Source organism: Paraburkholderia rhynchosiae (genome assembly GCF_002879865.1).
Taxonomy (GTDB): domain Bacteria; phylum Pseudomonadota; class Gammaproteobacteria; order Burkholderiales; family Burkholderiaceae; genus Paraburkholderia; species Paraburkholderia rhynchosiae.
Map to the genome: position 1 here is coordinate 155,848 of NZ_PNXY01000010.1, position 17,395 is coordinate 173,242.

Below are 17,395 nucleotides of genomic sequence, written 5' to 3' on the forward strand. Positions count from 1 at the left end.
TTCGTTAGATAGCTCTGCGTTATTCCTTTTCAAAAGTACGCAAAAACCATTTTGTTCGCAAGCTCATTTCCAGCGATTTTTCCTACCATGTGTTGAACGCGGCGGCCTGCGGCCGCGCCGAACCTACCGATCACGGAGATGCCATCAACCTGCAACGATTCCCCCGCTACCCCCTGACCTTCGGGCCGACGCCGATCCAGCCGCTCGAGCGCCTGAGCGATCACCTCGGCGGCAAGGTGCAGTTGTATGCAAAGCGTGAGGATTGCAACAGCGGCTTTGCGTTCGGCGGCAACAAGACGCGCAAGCTCGAATACCTGATCCCCGAAGCGCTCGCGCAAGGTTGCGATACGCTTGTGTCGATCGGCGGCATCCAGTCGAATCAGACGCGCCAGGTCGCGGCAGTAGCCGCGCATCTCGGCATGAAGTGCGTGCTCGTGCAGGAGAACTGGGTCAACTATTCGGACGCCGTGTACGACCGCGTCGGCAACATCCAGATGTCGCGCATTCTTGGCGCGGACGTGCGCCTCGTGCCGGACGGCTTCGACATCGGCTTTCGCAAGAGCTGGGAAGACGCGCTGGAAAGCGTGCGCGCCGCCGGCGGCAAGCCGTACGCGATTCCGGCCGGCTGCTCGGATCATCCGCTGGGCGGGCTCGGCTTTGTCGGCTTCGCGGAGGAAGTCCGCCAGCAGGAAGCGGAATTAGGCTTCAGGTTCGACTACATCGTGGTGTGCTCGGTGACGGGCAGCACGCAAGCCGGCATGGTGGTGGGTTTCGCCGCCGACGGTCGCGCCGATCGGGTGATCGGCATCGACGCATCGGCCAAGCCCGCGCAGACGCGTGAGCAGATCACGCGGATCGCGCGCCACACAGCGGAACAAGTCGGCTTGGGGCGCGACATCACCGCTCAGGACGTGGTGCTCGACGAACGCTTCGGCGGCCCGGAATACGGCCTGCCGAACGAGGGCACCCTGCAGGCGATCCGTTTGTGCGCGCGGCTCGAAGGCGTGCTCACGGATCCGGTGTATGAAGGCAAGTCGATGCACGGCATGATCGATATGGTGCGCAACGGCGAATTTCCCGAAGGCTCGCGCGTGCTGTATGCACATCTCGGTGGCGTGCCGGCGCTGAACGGCTATAGCTTTATTTTCCGCGACGGTTAAACGTAGAAGTGATGCAGCGGCCTGTTTTTTCGTTTTGAACCCATGGGCCGCTGCTTGAACGACCCCGCCCGAGCACACCCGATTACACCATCACGCGCTTCTTCAAATGCTTGCGCAGAAAATCGACGAAGGCGCGAATCGTCAGTGAACTCTGCCGGTGTTGCGGATAGACCGCATAGACTCCCGTCGGGCTCGGCAAGAATTCGTCGAGCACCGTAACGAGCTGGCCGCTTCTCAGCGCGTCGGCGACAATAAAATCAGGAAGCCGAACTATTCCTAGTCCAGCCACAGCAGCGTCGCGAATCAGATCGCCATTGTTGGCCCGCAGCGGCCCATGCACTTCGAAACCCTTCACCACGCCGTCGACGGCAAACTCCCACGTCACCACACCGCCGTGTCCATATAGCAGGCATGAATGGCGCGCGAGATCCTGGGGCGTGGCCGGTGCGCCGCGACGGCGCAAATAAGCCGGGCTGCAACACGCCACGAGATTCACGTCGATCAGCTTTTGCGCGATCAGCGTGGAATCCGGCAATACGCCGATCCGCACCGCCATATCGAAACCCTCGCCGACCACGTCGACGGTACGGTCGCTCAACTCCATGTCGAAGCGCACGTCCCCATGCTCGCGCAGAAATCGTGCGACGAGCGGCGACAGGTGCATCATGCCGAACGACATTGGCGCGCTTACTCGCAACAGGCCGCGCGGCCCCGCGCGCCGCAGCGACATCGCCTGTTCCGCGTCCTCTACTTCGCTCAGGATGCGTTTGGCGCGCTCATAGAATTCCTGGCCTAGCTCGGTGACTGCGAGCTTTCGGGTATTGCGGATCAGCAGCGGCACGCCGAGCGCTTCCTCGAGCGCCATCACCCGGCGGCTCACGAGTTGCTTCGAGAACGAAAGCCGCCTGGCCGCTGCGGTGAAGTTGTGGGCGTCGACCGTCGCGACGAATATCCGCATGTCATCAAGTTGCATTGATTGTCCACTCCAGCGTGACAGTGTTTCCATTTACAGCGCGATTATAAGCGTCCTGATTGACTACACTGTCATTCATGGATCGCGGACACACATTTGCCCGGATCGCACAACATGGAGAAAGAGATGCTTGAAATCAGACACGCCAATCAACGCGGCCGCGCGGAGCACGGCTGGCTCAGCTCGCGTCACACGTTTTCCTTCGCGAGCTATCACGATCCGAAGCAAAACGGCTTCTCCGACCTGCTGGTGATCAACGACGACCGCGTCGCGCCCGCTCAAGGTTTCGGCAAGCACCCGCACCGCGATATGGAAATTTTCTCGTACGTGCTGGAAGGCGCGCTGGAACATAAGGACACGATGGGCACCGGGTCGGTAATCGTGCCTGGCGACGTTCAGTTGATGAGCGCGGGAACCGGCGTTGCGCACAGCGAATACAACCATTCGAAGAGCGAGCCGGTCCACTTCCTGCAAATCTGGATCGCACCGGCACAAAAGGCCACGGCGCCGCGCTATCAACAACAGCATTTTGGCGCGGATGAAAAGCGCGGCGTGCTGCGCCTGGTTCTGTCGCCGGACGGCGCGGACGGTTCGCTGGTGCTGCAGCAAAACGCGCGCGTCTACGCTGGTCTTTTCAACGGCGATGAAACCGCGCGGCTCGAATTGGCGAGCAACCGTTACGCGTATGTACACGTAGCACGCGGCAGCATGACGGTAAATGGCCAGCAACTCGGCGAAGGCGACGGCGCGCGCGTGCGCGGTGAACAAGCGCTGACGTTCACACAAGGCAATGACGCAGAAGTGCTCGTGTTCGATCTGCGCGACATCGAAATGTCGGAATTGTGGACCTAAGCAGTCTGCAGCGTTGTATGAGTCAGGAAGGGCCGCCCGGTCTTGCACCGGGCGGCTTTTTTGCGCCTTTCGCTGCCCGTCGATTGGCATTCTAGCAACGCGTCCCGCGAATGCACGCCCAAATGAAAACGGCGGCCCGCAGGCCGCCGTGGTTCATTACTTACAATGACATGTCCATCAAACCGCTGCTTCGGCTTCTACCTCGCTGACAGCTTCCGCTTCAGTTTCTTCGCTGTTGCGGATCAGATAATCAAAAGCGGAGAGCGATGCCTTCGCGCCCTCGCCCACGGCAATCACGATCTGCTTGAAAGGCACCGTGGTCACGTCGCCGGCTGCAAACACGCCCGGCACCGACGTCGCGCCGCGTGCGTCGACTACGATCTCGCCATGCTTCGACAACTCCACCGTGCCCTTCAGCCATTCGGTGTTCGGCACGAGACCGATCTGCACGAACACGCCTTCCAGTTCGACCGTTTTCACTTCGCCCGAACGCAGATCCTTATAGACGAGACCGTTGACCTTCTTACCATCGCCGGTGATTTCAGTGGTCTGGGCCTGCGTGACGATGGTGACGTTGGCAAGGCTGCGCAGCTTGCGTTGCAACACTTCGTCGGCACGCAACGTAGCGCCGAATTCGAATAGCGTAACTTCGCGCACGATACCCGCGAGGTCGATCGCCGCTTCCACGCCCGAATTGCCGCCGCCGATCACCGCGACGCGCTTGCCTTTGAAGAGCGGACCGTCGCAGTGCGGGCAGTACGCCACGCCGTGATTGCGGTACTCACGTTCGCCCGGCACGTTGATTTCGCGCCAGCGGGCGCCCGTTGCGAGAATGATCGTTTTGGCCTTCAGCACCGCGCCATTGGCGAGACGCACTTCGTTGATGCGGCCGGGGATCAGTGCCTCGGCGCGCTGCACGTCCATGATGTCCACTTCATAGGTCTTCACGTGCTGTTCAAGCGCGGTGGCGAACTTCGGTCCTTCGGTTTCGGTGACGGAGACGAAGTTTTCGATGGCGAGCGTATCGAGCACCTGGCCGCCGAAGCGTTCCGCGACCACACCCGTCGCAATGCCCTTGCGCGCCGAATAGATCGCTGCAGCCGCGCCGGCAGGCCCGCCGCCGACGATCAGCGTATCGAACACCGACTTGTTTTCCAGTTCCTTCGCTGCACGCGCACCGGCGTTGGTGTCGAGCTTCGCGAGAATTTCCTTCACGCCGCTGCGGCCCTGGCCGAAGACTTCGCCGTTCAGGAACATCGTGGGCACGGCCATGATCTGGCGCGACTCGACTTCGTTCTGGAACAACGCGCCGTCGATCGCCACGTGGCGAATGCGCGGGTTGATCAGCGCCATCGCGTTCAGCGCCTGCACGACTTCCGGGCAGTTCTGGCATGACAGCGAGAAATACGTTTCGAATTGATAGTCGCCGTCGAGACCGCGGATCTGTTCGATCACCGCGTCGTCGAGTTTGACTGGATGGCCGCCGACCTGCAGCAGTGCGAGGACGAGCGACGTGAATTCATGCCCCATCGGAATGCCCGCGAAGCGGATGCCGATGTCCTTACCCGGCTCGCCAATCGAAAACGACGGCTTGCGCTCGCTGTCATCGCGACGTTCGATCACGGTGACGCGTTCCGACAACGTCGCGATATCGTTCAGCAATGCCAGCAGCTCTTGCGATTTTGCGCTGTCGTCGATCGACGCGACGATCTCGATAGGCCTGCTAACCTTTTCGAGGTACGATTTCAACTGGGTCTTGAGATTGGCATCAAGCATGGCTATTCGATTCCGTGACGATGGGGTGTTGGGTCCCGGCTCCGCACGCGTCTGGATAGAACGTGAGCGGCCCGGGGGCGTGCGAACCGCTGCATGAGCGGCCCGCACGGCGATGCGCCGCGAAGGCGCTACTGCTCTTGCTATTGCCTGAAGCTGCGAGACTTAGATCTTGCCGATCAGGTCGAGCGACGGGGTCAACGTCTCTGCGCCCGGCGTCCACTTGGCGGGGCAAACTTCACCCGGATGAGCCGCGATGTATTGCGCGGCTTGCACCTTGCGCAGCAGTTCGCCGGCGTCACGGCCGATGCCGTTGTCGTGGACTTCGCACAGCTTGATCTCGCCTTCCGGGTTGATCACGAACGTGCCACGCAGCGCCAGACCTTCTTCTTCGATCAGCACGTCGAAGTTGCGCGAGATCGCGAGAGTCGGGTCAGCGATCATCGGGTACTTGATCTTCTGGATCGTGTCCGACGTATCGTGCCATGCCTTGTGCGTGAAGTGCGTGTCGGTCGACACGCTGTAGATTTCAACGCCGAGCTTCTGGAAATCGGCGTAGCGATCGGCCAGGTCACCCAGTTCGGTCGGGCAAACAAACGTGAAGTCAGCCGGATAGAAAACGAAAACCGACCACTTGCCCTTCAGGCTTTCTTCGGTGACGGTCACGAATTCGCCGTTGTGATAAGCCTGTGCCTTGAACGGTTTGACTTGACTGTTGATGATCGGCATTTGCTGAGTCCTCTTTTCTGAGTGGTTGGAAAGTGGAGTCAGTATGTCAGACCGCGCTTAATAGGTAAAGCGGATTGTTTTAATGATGTCGATAGTGCGACGCTATTTGTCTGGCTAGCGCCGGCTATCGTCGCCGTCCGCTTTGAGAAGCCGCCATAGTGTCGTGCGGCCAATGCCCAGCGCCCGGCTCGCTGCGGCGCGGTTGCCGCCGGATTGCGCGAGCGCCTTGATGACGTCGTCGCGGGTCGGCGCGGCGCGGGCGGCGGGCGGTTCCGCGTGGGCTTCGGACGCTGTGGCAAGCGTCCTGCCGTTGCCGCCCTGCTTCATCCGGCCGAATTCGGGAAAAACCGCCTGGAGATCGCGTCCGATGTCGCGGGCCCGATCGCCGGCGGCGTCGCCAAGATAGATTGCCGCGCGCGCCAGCAGATTTTCCAGCTCCCGCACATTGCCGGGCCATGCGTAGTGGTCGAACAGAGGCGCGAGAAACGTCAGTACCCGCCCGATCGCCGGCTCCGACAACCCATATTGGAGCGCGCTGCGGCTTAACAAGTGCCGCGCGAGCGGCGCGATATCGGCACGCCGCTCGCGCAGCGGCGGCAATTCTATCTGAAGCAGATTCAGACGAAAATACAGATCCGCGCGAAACGCGCCCCGCTCGACGAGCGCGTGCAGGTCACGGTGCGTGGCCGCGATCACCCGCACATCGATTGGCGTGGCGCGGCCCGAGCCGAGTTTCATCACCTCGCGCTCCTGCAAGACGCGCAGCAGCCGGCTTTGCAGCGCGGCGGGCATTTCGCCGATTTCATCCAGAAAAATCGTCCCTGTATGGGCAATTTCGAACAGGCCGGGCTTGCCGCCGCGCCGGGCGCCGGTGAACGCGCCTTCCTCGTGACCGAACAGCTCGCTTTCGATCAGCCCTTCCGGCAGCGCTGCACAATTGAACGCGACAAACGGATTGCCGCGCCGCCGGCTCGCGTTGTGGATGCCCTGCGCGACCAGCTCCTTGCCGGTGCCGCTTTCGCCGCTCAATAACACCGTGGCGTCGTGCGCGGCGCCCGCGCGCGCCAGCCGCCGCACGCGTTCGAGCGCGGCCGAGCCGCCGATCAGATCGTCCAGCCGATGCCGCGCCACGAGATGCTTCGGCCGCTGGCTGGTGCGCAGCGACCGGTCGATGCGCTGCGCGACGAGCGCGTCCTGCACCGTCACGACGAAGCCCGAGCGCGCGCCCTGCTCGACAATCGGCACGCGGTTGACGATCAGCGAACGTTCGCCGATCTGCTCGATGCGTTCGTCGACGGCCGCGCCTCGTTCCTGCGTGTCGCGCAGCCATGGGCCGAGCGTCACGGCGAGCTGCGCGGGCACATCGCGGTCGCGCGCGAGGCCGAGCAGATCGAGCATCGCGGGATTGACGGCTTCGAGCTGACCGGCGTCGTCGAAAGCGGCCACGCCGTCCCGCAGATGCGCGACGATCGTATTCAGGCGCACGCGCTTCGACTCCTTCTGGCGGCTCACGCGCGCTAGCTCGACGGAACGCTCGAACGCTTCCTCGACCGCGCCCAGCGAGTAGAGGAACACGCTTTCGAGACCCGCCTGCTGGGCCAGATCGCAAGCCATGCCCGGCCCGATGATGACGCGGCAGCCCTCAGCGGCGAGGTTATCGACGGCGACTCTGACCTCGTCCATCGAGCGGTACGCGCGCTGTTTCAGGCTCACGTTCAGCCAACCGCCCAGGTCGGCGAGTTCGTGCGAGATGGTTTCATGGAGCACGAGCCCGATCGGCGCGCCCGGCCATGTGGTGGTGGCGCGGGTGATCGCGCTCAGCACATCGAAGCCGTTCACCTTGACCATCACGACCGGCACGCTCAGGTTGTCGCGCAAATAGGCGCCGTTCGAGCCGGCCGCGAGCACCACGTCGACGGAACCCGCATCCACGTAAGCCTGCAAAGCCGTGACCGCCGCTCCATAACCTTCGCGGACCGAGAAAAATCGGGCGCGGCCGGCGTAGCGCGGCGCGATTGTCTCGCAAAGCGACTCCAACCGGCTGATACTCACCAGGGCGACGCCCGGACGGCCCGGATCGGCATTGACGAAGGACGGCGCGAAAGGGGACACGTTAAAGACTCCGGTGGGACGCAGATGAAACGTTCCGCGAAACGTTTCATGGAACATCCGAGCATTCTGCCACGACCGCGTTCCCACCGCCTTCCGAGCCTCAGGCCATTGATCGAGCAGGACAATGTTGCCGAATCGACGCAATGGCATGCTTCCTGCACTTTGAAGCCCGCCCAGCAACACTCATTTTTCTCCGGAGATATACCGTCATGACCACATCCGCCACGCGCCGCGCCGCTTTCCGCGCCAAAGTCAACGAACGCCAGGGTCTGCTCGTGCCCGGCGCCTTCAACGCGATGAGCGCGCGCGTGATCGAGGACGCCGGCTTCGAGGCGCTCTACATCACCGGCGCGGGCGTCACCAATATGTCGCTCGGTTTGCCCGACCTGGGTTTTATCGGACTCGCCGAAGTCGCCGAGCACACGGCGCGGATTCGGGACGCGGTCGCGCTGCCGTTGATAGTCGACGCCGACACCGGGTTCGGCAACGCGTTGAATGTGCGCCAGACCGTGCGTGTGCTCGAACGCAGCGGCGCCGACGTGATCCAGTTCGAAGACCAGGTGATGCCCAAGAAATGCGGCCACTTTTCCGGCAAGGAAGTCGTCAGCGCGAGCGAGATGGCCGGCAAGATCCGCGCGGCCGTCGACGCCCGGGAAGACGGCAATCTGCAGATCATGGCGCGCACTGACGCAGCGGCCGTCCACGGTATCGAAGACGCGATCGAGCGCGGTCATCGTTTTATCGAAGCCGGCGCGGACATTCTCTTCATCGAGGCAACGGAATCGCTTGCGGATATCGAACGTCTGCCGTCGCTGTTCGACAAGCCGCAACTGATCAACCTCGTGATCGGCGGCAAGACGCCGGTGCAATCGCGTGAAGCGCTCGGCAAGCTCGGCTACGGCATCGTGCTGTATGCGAACGCGGCGCTGCAAGGCGCGGTGCTCGGCATGCAACGCGCGCTCGGCACCCTGAAAAGCAATGGCCGCCTCGACGAAGACGCGACTTTGGTCGCGCCGTTCAGCGAACGCCAGCGTCTCGTGAACAAGCCGTTGTACGACCGGCTGGATCGGGAATACGCGGCGAAAGACTGAAGCCGCGCGTCGCATCGAAACGTGTTCCCGGACGGCGGCGCACGGCACGCCCCGTGCTGAGCGGCAGTGGGCGCCGCCGCGGTCTTGCCCGGCACGCATTGGTGGCTGTCGTGCCCGCTGATGCCGCGGGTCTGATTGCGATAGGATTCAGGGCCGGCGATAGGTCACTGCCGAAACGTCACAGCGCGCGTCGTTCTGCCCGCGGCATGACTGACGCGTTCCACCGGCCTGCTCCTGTCGCTCGTCCGCTTGATATGGGACGACGGAAACACGTCTTCGAAAGGTAGTCGAAAACATGAAGTGCACACCATCGCGTAGCTCGCGTGGAATTCGCCCGCGCGTTCGCGGCATGGACGACGGGTTCGCGCGCGTCCTGCCGGGAGCCGTGCAATGAGCGCAAGCAGCACGCCTCTGAAGCACGCCGGCTGGCTGCCGTACATCGTTGCGGCCACGTTTTTCATGGAGTATCTCGACACCACGGTGATCGCGACCGCGCTGCCGCAGATGGCGCATTCGTTCGGCGTCGGGCCCAATAGCGTCAGTCTCGGCATGACCGCCTACATGCTGGCGCTGGCGATCTTCATCCCCGCGAGCGGCTGGGTCGCCGACCGCTACGGCTCGCGCACCGTGTTCTTCAGCGCGATCGGCGTATTCACCGTGGCTTCGGTGTTGTGCGGGCTGTCCCAGAACGTCGCGGAATTCACCGCCGCGCGTTTGCTGCAAGGCGTCGGCGGCGCGATGATGGTGCCGGTGGGCCGGCTGATCGTGGTTCGCAGCACCGAGAAAAGCCGCATGATGCAGGCGATCTCGACCATCACGTGGCCCGCGATTGCCGCGCCCGTGGTCGGCCCGCCGATCGGCGGCTTCATCACGACCTACGCGTCGTGGCGCTGGATTTTCCTGCTCAACGTGCCGTTCGGTCTTGCCGCGATGGCCGTCGCGCTCGCGCTGGTGCCGAACCTGCGCGGCAGCGAACGCAAGCCGCTCGACGTCGTCGGCCTGCTGCTGAGCGGCACGGCGCTCACCGCGATTCTGTACGGCGCGGAACTCGCGAGCCAGCCCGCCGAAAATCCGTGGATCGCCGGGGCGATCATCGTCGGTGGCTTGCTGGTCGGCGTGGTCGCGTTCCAGCATGCGAAGCGTCACCCGCATCCGCTAATCGACGTTTCCACGCTGAAAATCCCCACTTTTTCCGTGACAGTCGTGACCGGCTCGTTCACGCGGATCGGTATTGGCGCCGTGCCTTATCTGATGCCGCTGCTGTTCCAGGTCGGCTTCGGTTTGTCGGCGTTCAAGTCGGGGCTGCTGCTGCTCGCGAGCGCGCTCGGCAACCTCGGCATGAAAGCGCTGACCACGCGCATTCTGCAGCGCTACGGCTTCCGTATGGTGTCGATCGTCGACGTAACGGTGGCCGGCATCTTCATCATCGCGTGCGGGCTGTTGACGCCGAACGTGCCGCTCGCGCTCGTGCTGATCGTGGTGTTCGTGTACGGCGTCGCGCGCTCCATGCAGTTTTCGACGCTCGCGACACTCGCCTACGCCGACGTCGCGCAGCCGCAAATGAGCGCGGCGAGCACGCTGTGGAGCGCGGCCGCGCAAATGACGATTGGTCTCGGCATCGCGTTCGGCGCGGTGTCGCTGCGGGCTGCGGCGTTCTTCAACGGCGAGACGACTGGCCATGTATTTACGCTCGACGATTTCCGCCTCGCCTTTCTGCTCGCGGGCGCGTTGACGCTCGTATCCGTGATCGGCTATATGGGTTTGTCACGCGACGCCGGCCAGAGCATCGGGGGCGGTTCGCGCGGCGCGGAAGATCCAGCGAAGGGTTAAAAAACAGCAGGAGACGATGTGGCCCAAGCACACGACCTGAGAATTTCGAGTAACGAGGCCGAACTCGACATCGATCTGATCCATGCGTTTCTGTCGCGGGAAACGCCATGGGCCAAAGGCATGCCGCGCGAAACGCTGGAACGGGCCATCGCGGGGTCGCTATGTTTCGGGGGCTATATTGAAGGCAAACAAGTGGCGTTTGCGCGCGTCGTCACGGATGCGGCGTCGTTCGCCTACCTGTGCGACGTTTTCGTGCTGCCGCAGTATCGCGGCAAGGGCTACGCGTCCGCGTTGCTGACGCACCTGCTCGCGAGCCCATCGCTCCAGGGCTTGAGAAGAATCCTGCTAGCGACCACGGACGCGCATCACGTCTATCGACCGCACGGATTCAAGGCGCTGTCCAACCCCGGGATTTTCATGGAAGTGCATGATCCGGACGTCTACAAGACCGCCTGAGCACTCAGCCGATGCAGCGCGTGAATCAACCGTACGCGCGTTCGCGCATCCACTTCGTCATGATCCATTTGTCGCCGGCTAGCACCGGCGCGCCGCCGTGCAACGTCAGCGGATCGAGTTGACGCTGGCCGTTCATATAGCGGAAATAGACCGCGCCGCCCTGCTGCGCCGCCACTGACAAGCCTGCTTCCGGAAAGATCGTTTCGCCGCCATCGGGCACGTCGTTCAAATAGATGACGAGCGTGGCCACGCGCTGTCCGCCGCGTGCCGCATGTACCGCGCTGCCGGGCTGGTCGGGCGGGAAATAGTCGAAATGCGGCTGGTATTCGCCGGTCGGCCCATAGTGCAGAATCTGCAAGCCTTCGCCATTCTCGACCGGCCAGTTCATCAAGCTTGCAATGCGCCGGTCTATCCGCTCGATAAACGCGTCTTCTCCGCGTTGATACCAGATGCCCTCGCTGGTCCGGTTGCGGATCACGTCCTCCTGACCGGTCGCGGGATTGACGGTGGTCGACCGTTTCAGCCGATGCCGCGAACGCTCGATCATCTCGCCGCATTCCTCGGGCGAGAGCACGTTCGCGAACACAATCACCTGCGGCCGCTCGCAGCGCATCAACACTTGCACCTCGCGGTCATACGCATGAATCGTATTACCGCGCGCGACGGGCGCGTCGTCGTACCGGTACGCTTGCGGCGCTGTTTGCGGCAACGCTGCTTCCGCCGCGCTCGCAGCGGATGTCGGCGCAGCCGCAGTATCTGCCACGTTCGCCACCTTCGCCACCTTCGCCACGCTCGAGCCGAACGCGTTGTGCACCGCTTGCTGCGCGGCGTCCACGGCGAAACCCGCTTGCACCATGGCGTCGATCATCGAGCCCATCGCGCAGCCGCGCGCCGCGTTCGTGCTCAGCCACTCTTGCCATGCGGCATCCAAAACCGGCATACCTGTCCCCGCTGTTCGATAAAACAAGAATACTGCAACCTGCAGCGCATGCCTTCAGGTGTTGCGATCCTGACGCCGATAAAGCGCGAGTCCTCTTCTCGCCCGTGCGCGGATCGAACGCTGCACGAGAGGCGACCAGCCGAGCAGCGCGCCCCTCGCACCCAACGCCTGGCGCATCCACGCCCACAAATCGAACGTATCGCGATGCTCGACGATCAATCCGTCACGGAACGCAAAGCGCGCCTCGACATGATTGACCACGGGACGGCCGGTCTGACCGAACACATAACCCGCGGTCCAATGCGCGCGGCCGCTATGCTCGTCGGCTTCGATGCTGTCGAACGTCAGCGAAAAATCCTGCGCGCGCGTGACGAGCATGCGCCACATGTCGCGCACTTCGTCGCCGCGCAATTCGCCAAACGCGGGATCGCTGAAGACGGCGTCGTCGGCATAGCAGGCAATCATCGTGGCAGCGTCGCGTCGCTGGAACGCGGTGTAGAAGCGTTCGATCAGTTCGGTGTTGGAATGGCTCATTGTTCTGATAGTTGGGTTGCCCGTGTGCTGGTTTGCATGTGCTGGTTCGCCCGCGTTGAAGCGCCCGGCGGAAAACAGATCAAACCGCTCGCGACGGTCGAAACCGGCCGGATTGTACCGAATGATCGCGTGCCGGCTTGCATGTCGGGCCGCTATGTTTCATCGGCATGCGCGCGAGCCCGGATCTCGGACAACGACACGTCAACCAGCAGTTTGCCCGAATCGAACACCGTCACCATCGCATCTTCCCACTCGCCTTCGACAGCGCCCGCATCGTCCGATACGAGCGGCAACGTCGTCGTGCGGTACTCGCCCGATTGACGATTGCGCAACAGCGTAAGCCGTCCTTTCATCGAACGTTTGGTGGCGTCCGTGACCGGATCTTTCGACACGTCGCGCCATTCGTCGCCGAGGCGAATCGCCGAACACTTCATCGCGAAGCACTGCGTGTCGCGATTGATCTGCTGCAGCAACGCGCCGCCCATGCCGAACACGATGTTGTCCGCGGCGAAACCCGCATGGTCCATCGCCGCGAGAATCGCCTCGAGCGAGTCGGGATTCACGCCGTCGCCCTGAATCACGCGCACGTTATTGAGCACGCGCCGCCCTTTGCTGTTCACCGTCGATCCGAACGATGCCTCCAGCGCCCGCAGGGTTTGCAACACAATAGTCTGCGGATCGCCCGAATCCGGCCGGATCACGAGCATTCCGCCGGAATCGAGCACGGCCTGCTTCAGTTCCGTGCCCCAGACCTTCAACGCGGCGAACAGATCATACGAGTCCGATACCACCGAAACGATTGCGCCCGGCTTGCCGAACTTCGCGATCATGTTGCGATAGGCGTCGGTCTCACGCTCGCGGCCCCACGACGTGATCGTGCTGTGCTCGGCGGCCGGCACCGAAAACGCGGACATGCTCTCGTTGTAGTAATAATTCGCGGCCACCACGCCGAGTACGGTGTCGGAGCCCATGAAGCTCACCAGGTGCGCCGCGCCCCCGATCGCCGCCGATTCCGCACTCGATACGCCGCGCGCACCGAAATCGTGCAGCTTGAACGGCAACTGCGTGAGATCGTCGCTGCTCCTTGCCAGATACGCGCGAATCGTCTTGCGCAGATGCCAGCTTTGCGTGGCCACTGTGATCGGATACCACACGCGAAGCAGCATGGTCTCCATATATGAAGCGAGCCAGAACACCCGCGGATCGTCGCATTCGACGGTGACGAGCACGTTGTGCGTCGGCACCACCGAGCCTTCGGGCACCGCGCGAATCCGCACCGGCAGATAGCCGTTGTGACGCTCGACGATATAACGCCACCCGGCCTCGTTGAACGGCTCGCCATGCGCGGTGAAAAACGCCCTGGCCTGTTCGATCATCGCCGTTGTAATGGGCCGGCACAGGTACTCCTTGATCAGCATCTGCAAGCCGAAAAAGAGCGTGCGGTCGTAGCGCCCGCCGCGCGACTCGATGTACGAAAACATCCCTGACGCTTCGGGCGGGTACTGGAGATAGTGCGAGGCCTTGTACGAATCCGTGTTCAGAATCGGATTCGACAGAATCGAAGAAACACCGCTAAAACCGCTGGATTCATTGGGCATGGAAAACGCCGCGCTCGGCTCGCTGACTGTGGGCTGGCTTTACATGATGCCACGAGCATGATGCCGCCGGCAGGCGGCGCCGATCAGCGTCGGTCAAGCTTGCGCGGGCCGGCGCCGATCAGCGTCGGCGCTCATCGGCGTTTGCCGGCGCGTGCCGGACGTCAATCCATCTCGTCGAACTCCCGCCGACGGATATCCGCATCGCGCTCGCCGTTCCTGTCGCGCGAAACCGGCATTTCATACGCGTCGTGCAGCGCGGGGCGCTGAATCTCCGCCTGCGCCTTGCGCTTTATTGCGTCGGCGATCACGAGCGTCAACAGATCGACCGGCGCGGCAAACAACGCATGCGGCGCGCGGACATGTCTTTGATAACGGGGACGGGCAACGTTTGCGGCAGTTGCCGTGGTTGGCTGATTGTGGCGCGGCGCGCAGGCCGGACCGGTAATGTGCGCTTTCATGACATACCCCGTACGATGACCCGCTGACAGCTGCATCGCAGCCTCTCCAGGTCCGCCGTGCCCACGCGAAAGCGCGAACACGGCGCCCGGTCCACCTCGCTTATGCGCCTCTCTATGGAGGCTCTGGCCTTCTCCCCGTTCGTCGCGCCGGTTGGTCCGGACCGTGCGCTGCCCTTTCCCTGTTTTGCATGTCGCTCGCAAACGTTGCAGCGCGAGGTACCTGTCGTTATCTATTCACCGCTTGCGCCTCTACAGCCGAAAAAAACCGACGGGGTCAGAGCTCTGCGTCGTCCGGTGGCGAGCAACCGCTTCGCATCGGTTATTCGCCCCGTTTTCTTTGACGTCCGTTTTTCAATGGCCCCGCCGGAGCCTCGTATCACGCAATGGCTTTCCCCGGCCGCGTCTACGAAGTCCTTGTTGCCGCCAATCGATTCCGCCTTTCCTTCTCCCTCGACAGACTGGCAGCAACGCATTCGCTGTGAGTCGCTTATTGCAATGGCTATGCCATGCGCGCCGAAGTCCTGCTGCGCCGGGAATCCGCCAATGCACCCGCGTTAGCGCCGGGTTGGTCCGACATCCGGTGATTCGTATTCGAGACGCGTTCGAGCCTTCGTGTCACCCGCACCGTGCGGATTTAGCCCATCGCATACGTGCTTTATATGCGCGTGGCGTCTGGCGGCGCCGCGCGCCTTCGCTGTTTGCGTTGGACTTCGGTCAAATATGCCGTGATGCCAATGCATTGAAATTCGTCAAAATCGACGCCGCCGATTTTGTTGCATACCTGAAACATCGGAAATGGCGGAGCGCGTATGCGCGTGACATATTCGCCGCATTTTTTTCGACACAATTTGTGGGCCGCCGCGCACAAAGAGGCTTGACGTGTCCTATTTGAAGAGCTTCCAATTGCCACCGGATTCGACGGAATATGGGGCGAGTACTGAATAAATGCCGTGGAATCAACAAACATTTCGGCTACTGAATTGTTTGTATAGCATTCCAAAGCGCTTTCGCTTATGGTTAGGTCACACGCCAGTCAGAGCGCGACGAAAAAGCCAACGAGTTAAGAAACGGTACAAGTGATTCGGGGATGAAATACTCCGGCGGTTCAATGTTGCAGTTGTCCCGTCTGCCGCCAACGTGCGGCACCTCGCGGCTCACGCCGCCCGCTCCTTGCCCGGCTACAACGTTTACTGTGGATCGGCCATTGCCCGCGCGGCCCACGCAGCGCCCGACGATGGCATCGAGCTTCACGCCCGACCGTGCGAAACGGACCGGCTGGCTCGTTTATCCGGAGGCCGGGGCGGCTTTCCGGTCTTTGAGAACGTCGAACAGCAGTCCTGAGAGCAGCATTGAATCGGGGGTAAATGAAAAATGGCTTTCGCACCTGCGGACACCGAACGCACCGTTCTTTACGTCTCGAACTCGCCTGATCAGAAACTCGCGGACTTCCTCGCCGCATCTGGCTGGCACGCCGTGCACACGAAAAGCACCGCGACCGCGGAACGCATGATCGAGCGCGACAACATCAAGGTCGGTCTCGTCGAACTGCCTAACGACTGCACGTCGCAGCATCTGTCCGCGCTCGCCTCCTGCATGCGGCGCGCCGAAACGAACTGGGTCGCGCAGATCGCGCCAGGCCAGGCGGATAACGAACTCGTCAGCCGCTTCATCCTGGATTACTGCTTCGACTTCGTCACGCGGCCGTGGCTCAACGAGCGGCTCGTGTTCGCGCTCGGCCACGCGCACGGGCTGTCGGCGCTGCGGCAAGTGCACGTGACGCCGGAACCGTCGCTCGGGCGTCATGGCATGGTCGGTCAATGCGAGGCGATGCAGCAGCTCTACCGGCGCATCGACAAATGCGGCGCGACGGAAGCGCCGGTGTTCGTCGCCGGCGAATCGGGCACGGGCAAAGAGCTGACTGCGCGCGCGATCCATGAACGCTCGCCGCGTACCGGCCGGGCGTTCGTCGCCATCAATTGCGCGGCGATTCCGCCGAGCCTGTTGCAGGCCGAACTGTTCGGCCACGAGCGCGGCGCCTTTACCGGCGCGCTTCAGCGCAAGATCGGCCGGATCGAAAGCGCTCATGAAGGCACGCTGTTTCTGGATGAAATCGGCGACATGCCGCACGAATGCCAGGCCGTCTTGCTGCGCTTCCTGCAGGAAGGCACGATTGAGCGGCTCGGCGGCAACGGTCCGATCCACGTGGATGTGCGGGTCATTTCGGCAACCCACGTCGACCTCGACAAAGCGGTTGAAGATGGCCGCTTTCGCGCCGACCTCTATCACCGGCTGTGCGTGCTGCGCCTCATTGAGCCGCCGTTGCGCGAGCGCGGCGGCGACATCAAGCTACTCGCCAACTATGCACTGAGCATGTACAAGCAGGACGGCGCGCGCAAACTGCGCGGACTGTCGAGCGACGCGATCGTCGCGATGTCGAACTACGCGTGGCCGGGCAACGTGCGCGAGCTGATCAACTGCGTGCGCCGCGCCGTCGTGATGAGCGAGGGACGCTTCATCACTGCGAGCGACCTCGGCCTGCCCGAGACGGACAACTGGCCGGCCGTCACACTGGCGGAAATCCGCAGCAAGGCCGAGAAAGATGCGATCGAGCATGCGTTGCAGCGGCATGGCTACAAATTGTCCGAGGCGGCGGCCGAACTCGGCATCTCGCGCGCCACGCTGTACCGGCTGATGCATGCGGACCGTCTGCATCAGGAGCCGTCAGGCGGCCGCACGTCGAGCGGCGCCGATGGCGACGACGAGGCCGAGCGGCGGGCGCCTTCACTGATGTCGGCGGCTCCGGCGTAGCTCGATAGCAGAGACCGCGCCAACCCACGCCGCCTGCGTCTTGCTGGAGCGATTGCTATGCTGAAGGCAATCGATCCACCC

14 protein-coding genes are annotated in these 17,395 nt (G+C 62.7%); 6 read left to right on the forward strand and 8 right to left on the reverse strand.

What is annotated here, in order from left to right:
• Window positions 1-143: 143 nt before the first annotated feature.
• Window positions 144-1,160 carry a 1-aminocyclopropane-1-carboxylate deaminase gene (locus C0Z16_RS16380; protein WP_102633239.1) on the forward strand — a complete coding sequence of 339 codons (1,017 nt, stop codon included), beginning with the start codon at window positions 144-146 and terminating at the stop codon, window positions 1,158-1,160.
• 82 nt (window positions 1,161-1,242) lie between these two features.
• Here the strand turns inward: C0Z16_RS16380 and C0Z16_RS16385 are convergent, their stop codons facing one another.
• Window positions 1,243-2,133: a LysR family transcriptional regulator gene (locus C0Z16_RS16385; RefSeq protein ID WP_102633169.1), complete on the reverse strand. Its 891-nt coding sequence runs from the start codon at window positions 2,131-2,133 to the stop codon at window positions 1,243-1,245.
• A 126-nt stretch (window positions 2,134-2,259) separates the two neighbouring features.
• On the opposite strand from C0Z16_RS16385, the gene C0Z16_RS16390 reads away from it, so the two are divergent.
• A complete protein-coding gene (locus C0Z16_RS16390; protein WP_102633170.1) occupies window positions 2,260-2,985 on the forward strand; it encodes a pirin family protein in 726 nt (241 codons plus the stop codon).
• Between the two features lie 177 nt (window positions 2,986-3,162).
• On the opposite strand, the gene ahpF is transcribed toward C0Z16_RS16390, so the two are convergent.
• From ahpF to prpR, 3 genes are all read right to left on the reverse strand, one after another.
• Window positions 3,163-4,761, reverse strand: a complete 1,599-nt coding sequence (ahpF, locus tag C0Z16_RS16395; RefSeq protein ID WP_102633171.1) for an alkyl hydroperoxide reductase subunit F — start codon at window positions 4,759-4,761, stop codon at window positions 3,163-3,165.
• Window positions 4,762-4,923: 162 nt separating this feature from the next.
• Entirely contained in the window at window positions 4,924-5,487 is a 564-nt protein-coding gene (gene ahpC / locus C0Z16_RS16400) for an alkyl hydroperoxide reductase subunit C (protein WP_006046984.1), read from the reverse strand.
• A 114-nt stretch (window positions 5,488-5,601) separates the two neighbouring features.
• Window positions 5,602-7,599, reverse strand: coding sequence for a propionate catabolism operon regulatory protein PrpR (gene prpR, locus C0Z16_RS16405; protein WP_244201256.1), 1,998 nt, complete (start codon window positions 7,597-7,599; stop codon window positions 5,602-5,604).
• A 209-nt stretch (window positions 7,600-7,808) separates the two neighbouring features.
• Between prpR and C0Z16_RS16410 the strand changes: the two genes are divergently transcribed.
• From C0Z16_RS16410 to C0Z16_RS16420, 3 genes are all read left to right on the forward strand, one after another.
• Window positions 7,809-8,690 carry an isocitrate lyase/PEP mutase family protein gene (locus C0Z16_RS16410; protein WP_102633172.1) on the forward strand — a complete coding sequence of 294 codons (882 nt, stop codon included), beginning with the start codon at window positions 7,809-7,811 and terminating at the stop codon, window positions 8,688-8,690.
• A 390-nt stretch (window positions 8,691-9,080) separates the two neighbouring features.
• Complete coding sequence (locus tag C0Z16_RS16415) at window positions 9,081-10,520, forward strand: MFS transporter (RefSeq protein ID WP_102633173.1); 1,440 nt, start codon at window positions 9,081-9,083, stop codon at window positions 10,518-10,520.
• Between the two features lie 18 nt (window positions 10,521-10,538).
• Window positions 10,539-10,976: a GNAT family N-acetyltransferase gene (locus tag C0Z16_RS16420; protein ID WP_102633174.1), complete on the forward strand. Its 438-nt coding sequence runs from the start codon at window positions 10,539-10,541 to the stop codon at window positions 10,974-10,976.
• Window positions 10,977-11,001: 25 nt separating this feature from the next.
• Here C0Z16_RS16420 and C0Z16_RS16425 read toward each other — a convergent pair whose 3' ends face one another.
• The 4 genes from C0Z16_RS16425 to C0Z16_RS16440 form a co-directional block, all read right to left on the reverse strand.
• Window positions 11,002-11,916 (reverse strand): 2OG-Fe(II) oxygenase, encoded by a 915-nt coding sequence (locus C0Z16_RS16425; RefSeq protein ID WP_102633175.1) that lies wholly within the window; start codon window positions 11,914-11,916, stop codon window positions 11,002-11,004.
• Window positions 11,917-11,970: 54 nt separating this feature from the next.
• The gene (locus C0Z16_RS16430; protein WP_102633176.1) at window positions 11,971-12,450 is read right to left on the reverse strand and encodes a nuclear transport factor 2 family protein; all 480 of its coding nucleotides are present in this window, start codon (window positions 12,448-12,450) and stop codon (window positions 11,971-11,973) included.
• A 152-nt stretch (window positions 12,451-12,602) separates the two neighbouring features.
• Window positions 12,603-14,048 (reverse strand): nicotinate phosphoribosyltransferase, encoded by a 1,446-nt coding sequence (locus C0Z16_RS16435; RefSeq protein ID WP_102633177.1) that lies wholly within the window; start codon window positions 14,046-14,048, stop codon window positions 12,603-12,605.
• Window positions 14,049-14,209: 161 nt separating this feature from the next.
• On the reverse strand, window positions 14,210-14,506 hold the full coding sequence (locus C0Z16_RS16440) for a hypothetical protein (protein WP_102633241.1): 297 nt from the start codon (window positions 14,504-14,506) through the stop codon (window positions 14,210-14,212).
• A 1,371-nt stretch (window positions 14,507-15,877) separates the two neighbouring features.
• Between C0Z16_RS16440 and C0Z16_RS16445 the strand changes: the two genes are divergently transcribed.
• Entirely contained in the window at window positions 15,878-17,314 is a 1,437-nt protein-coding gene (locus C0Z16_RS16445; protein WP_102633178.1) for a sigma-54-dependent transcriptional regulator, read from the forward strand.
• Window positions 17,315-17,395: the final 81 nt, after the last annotated feature.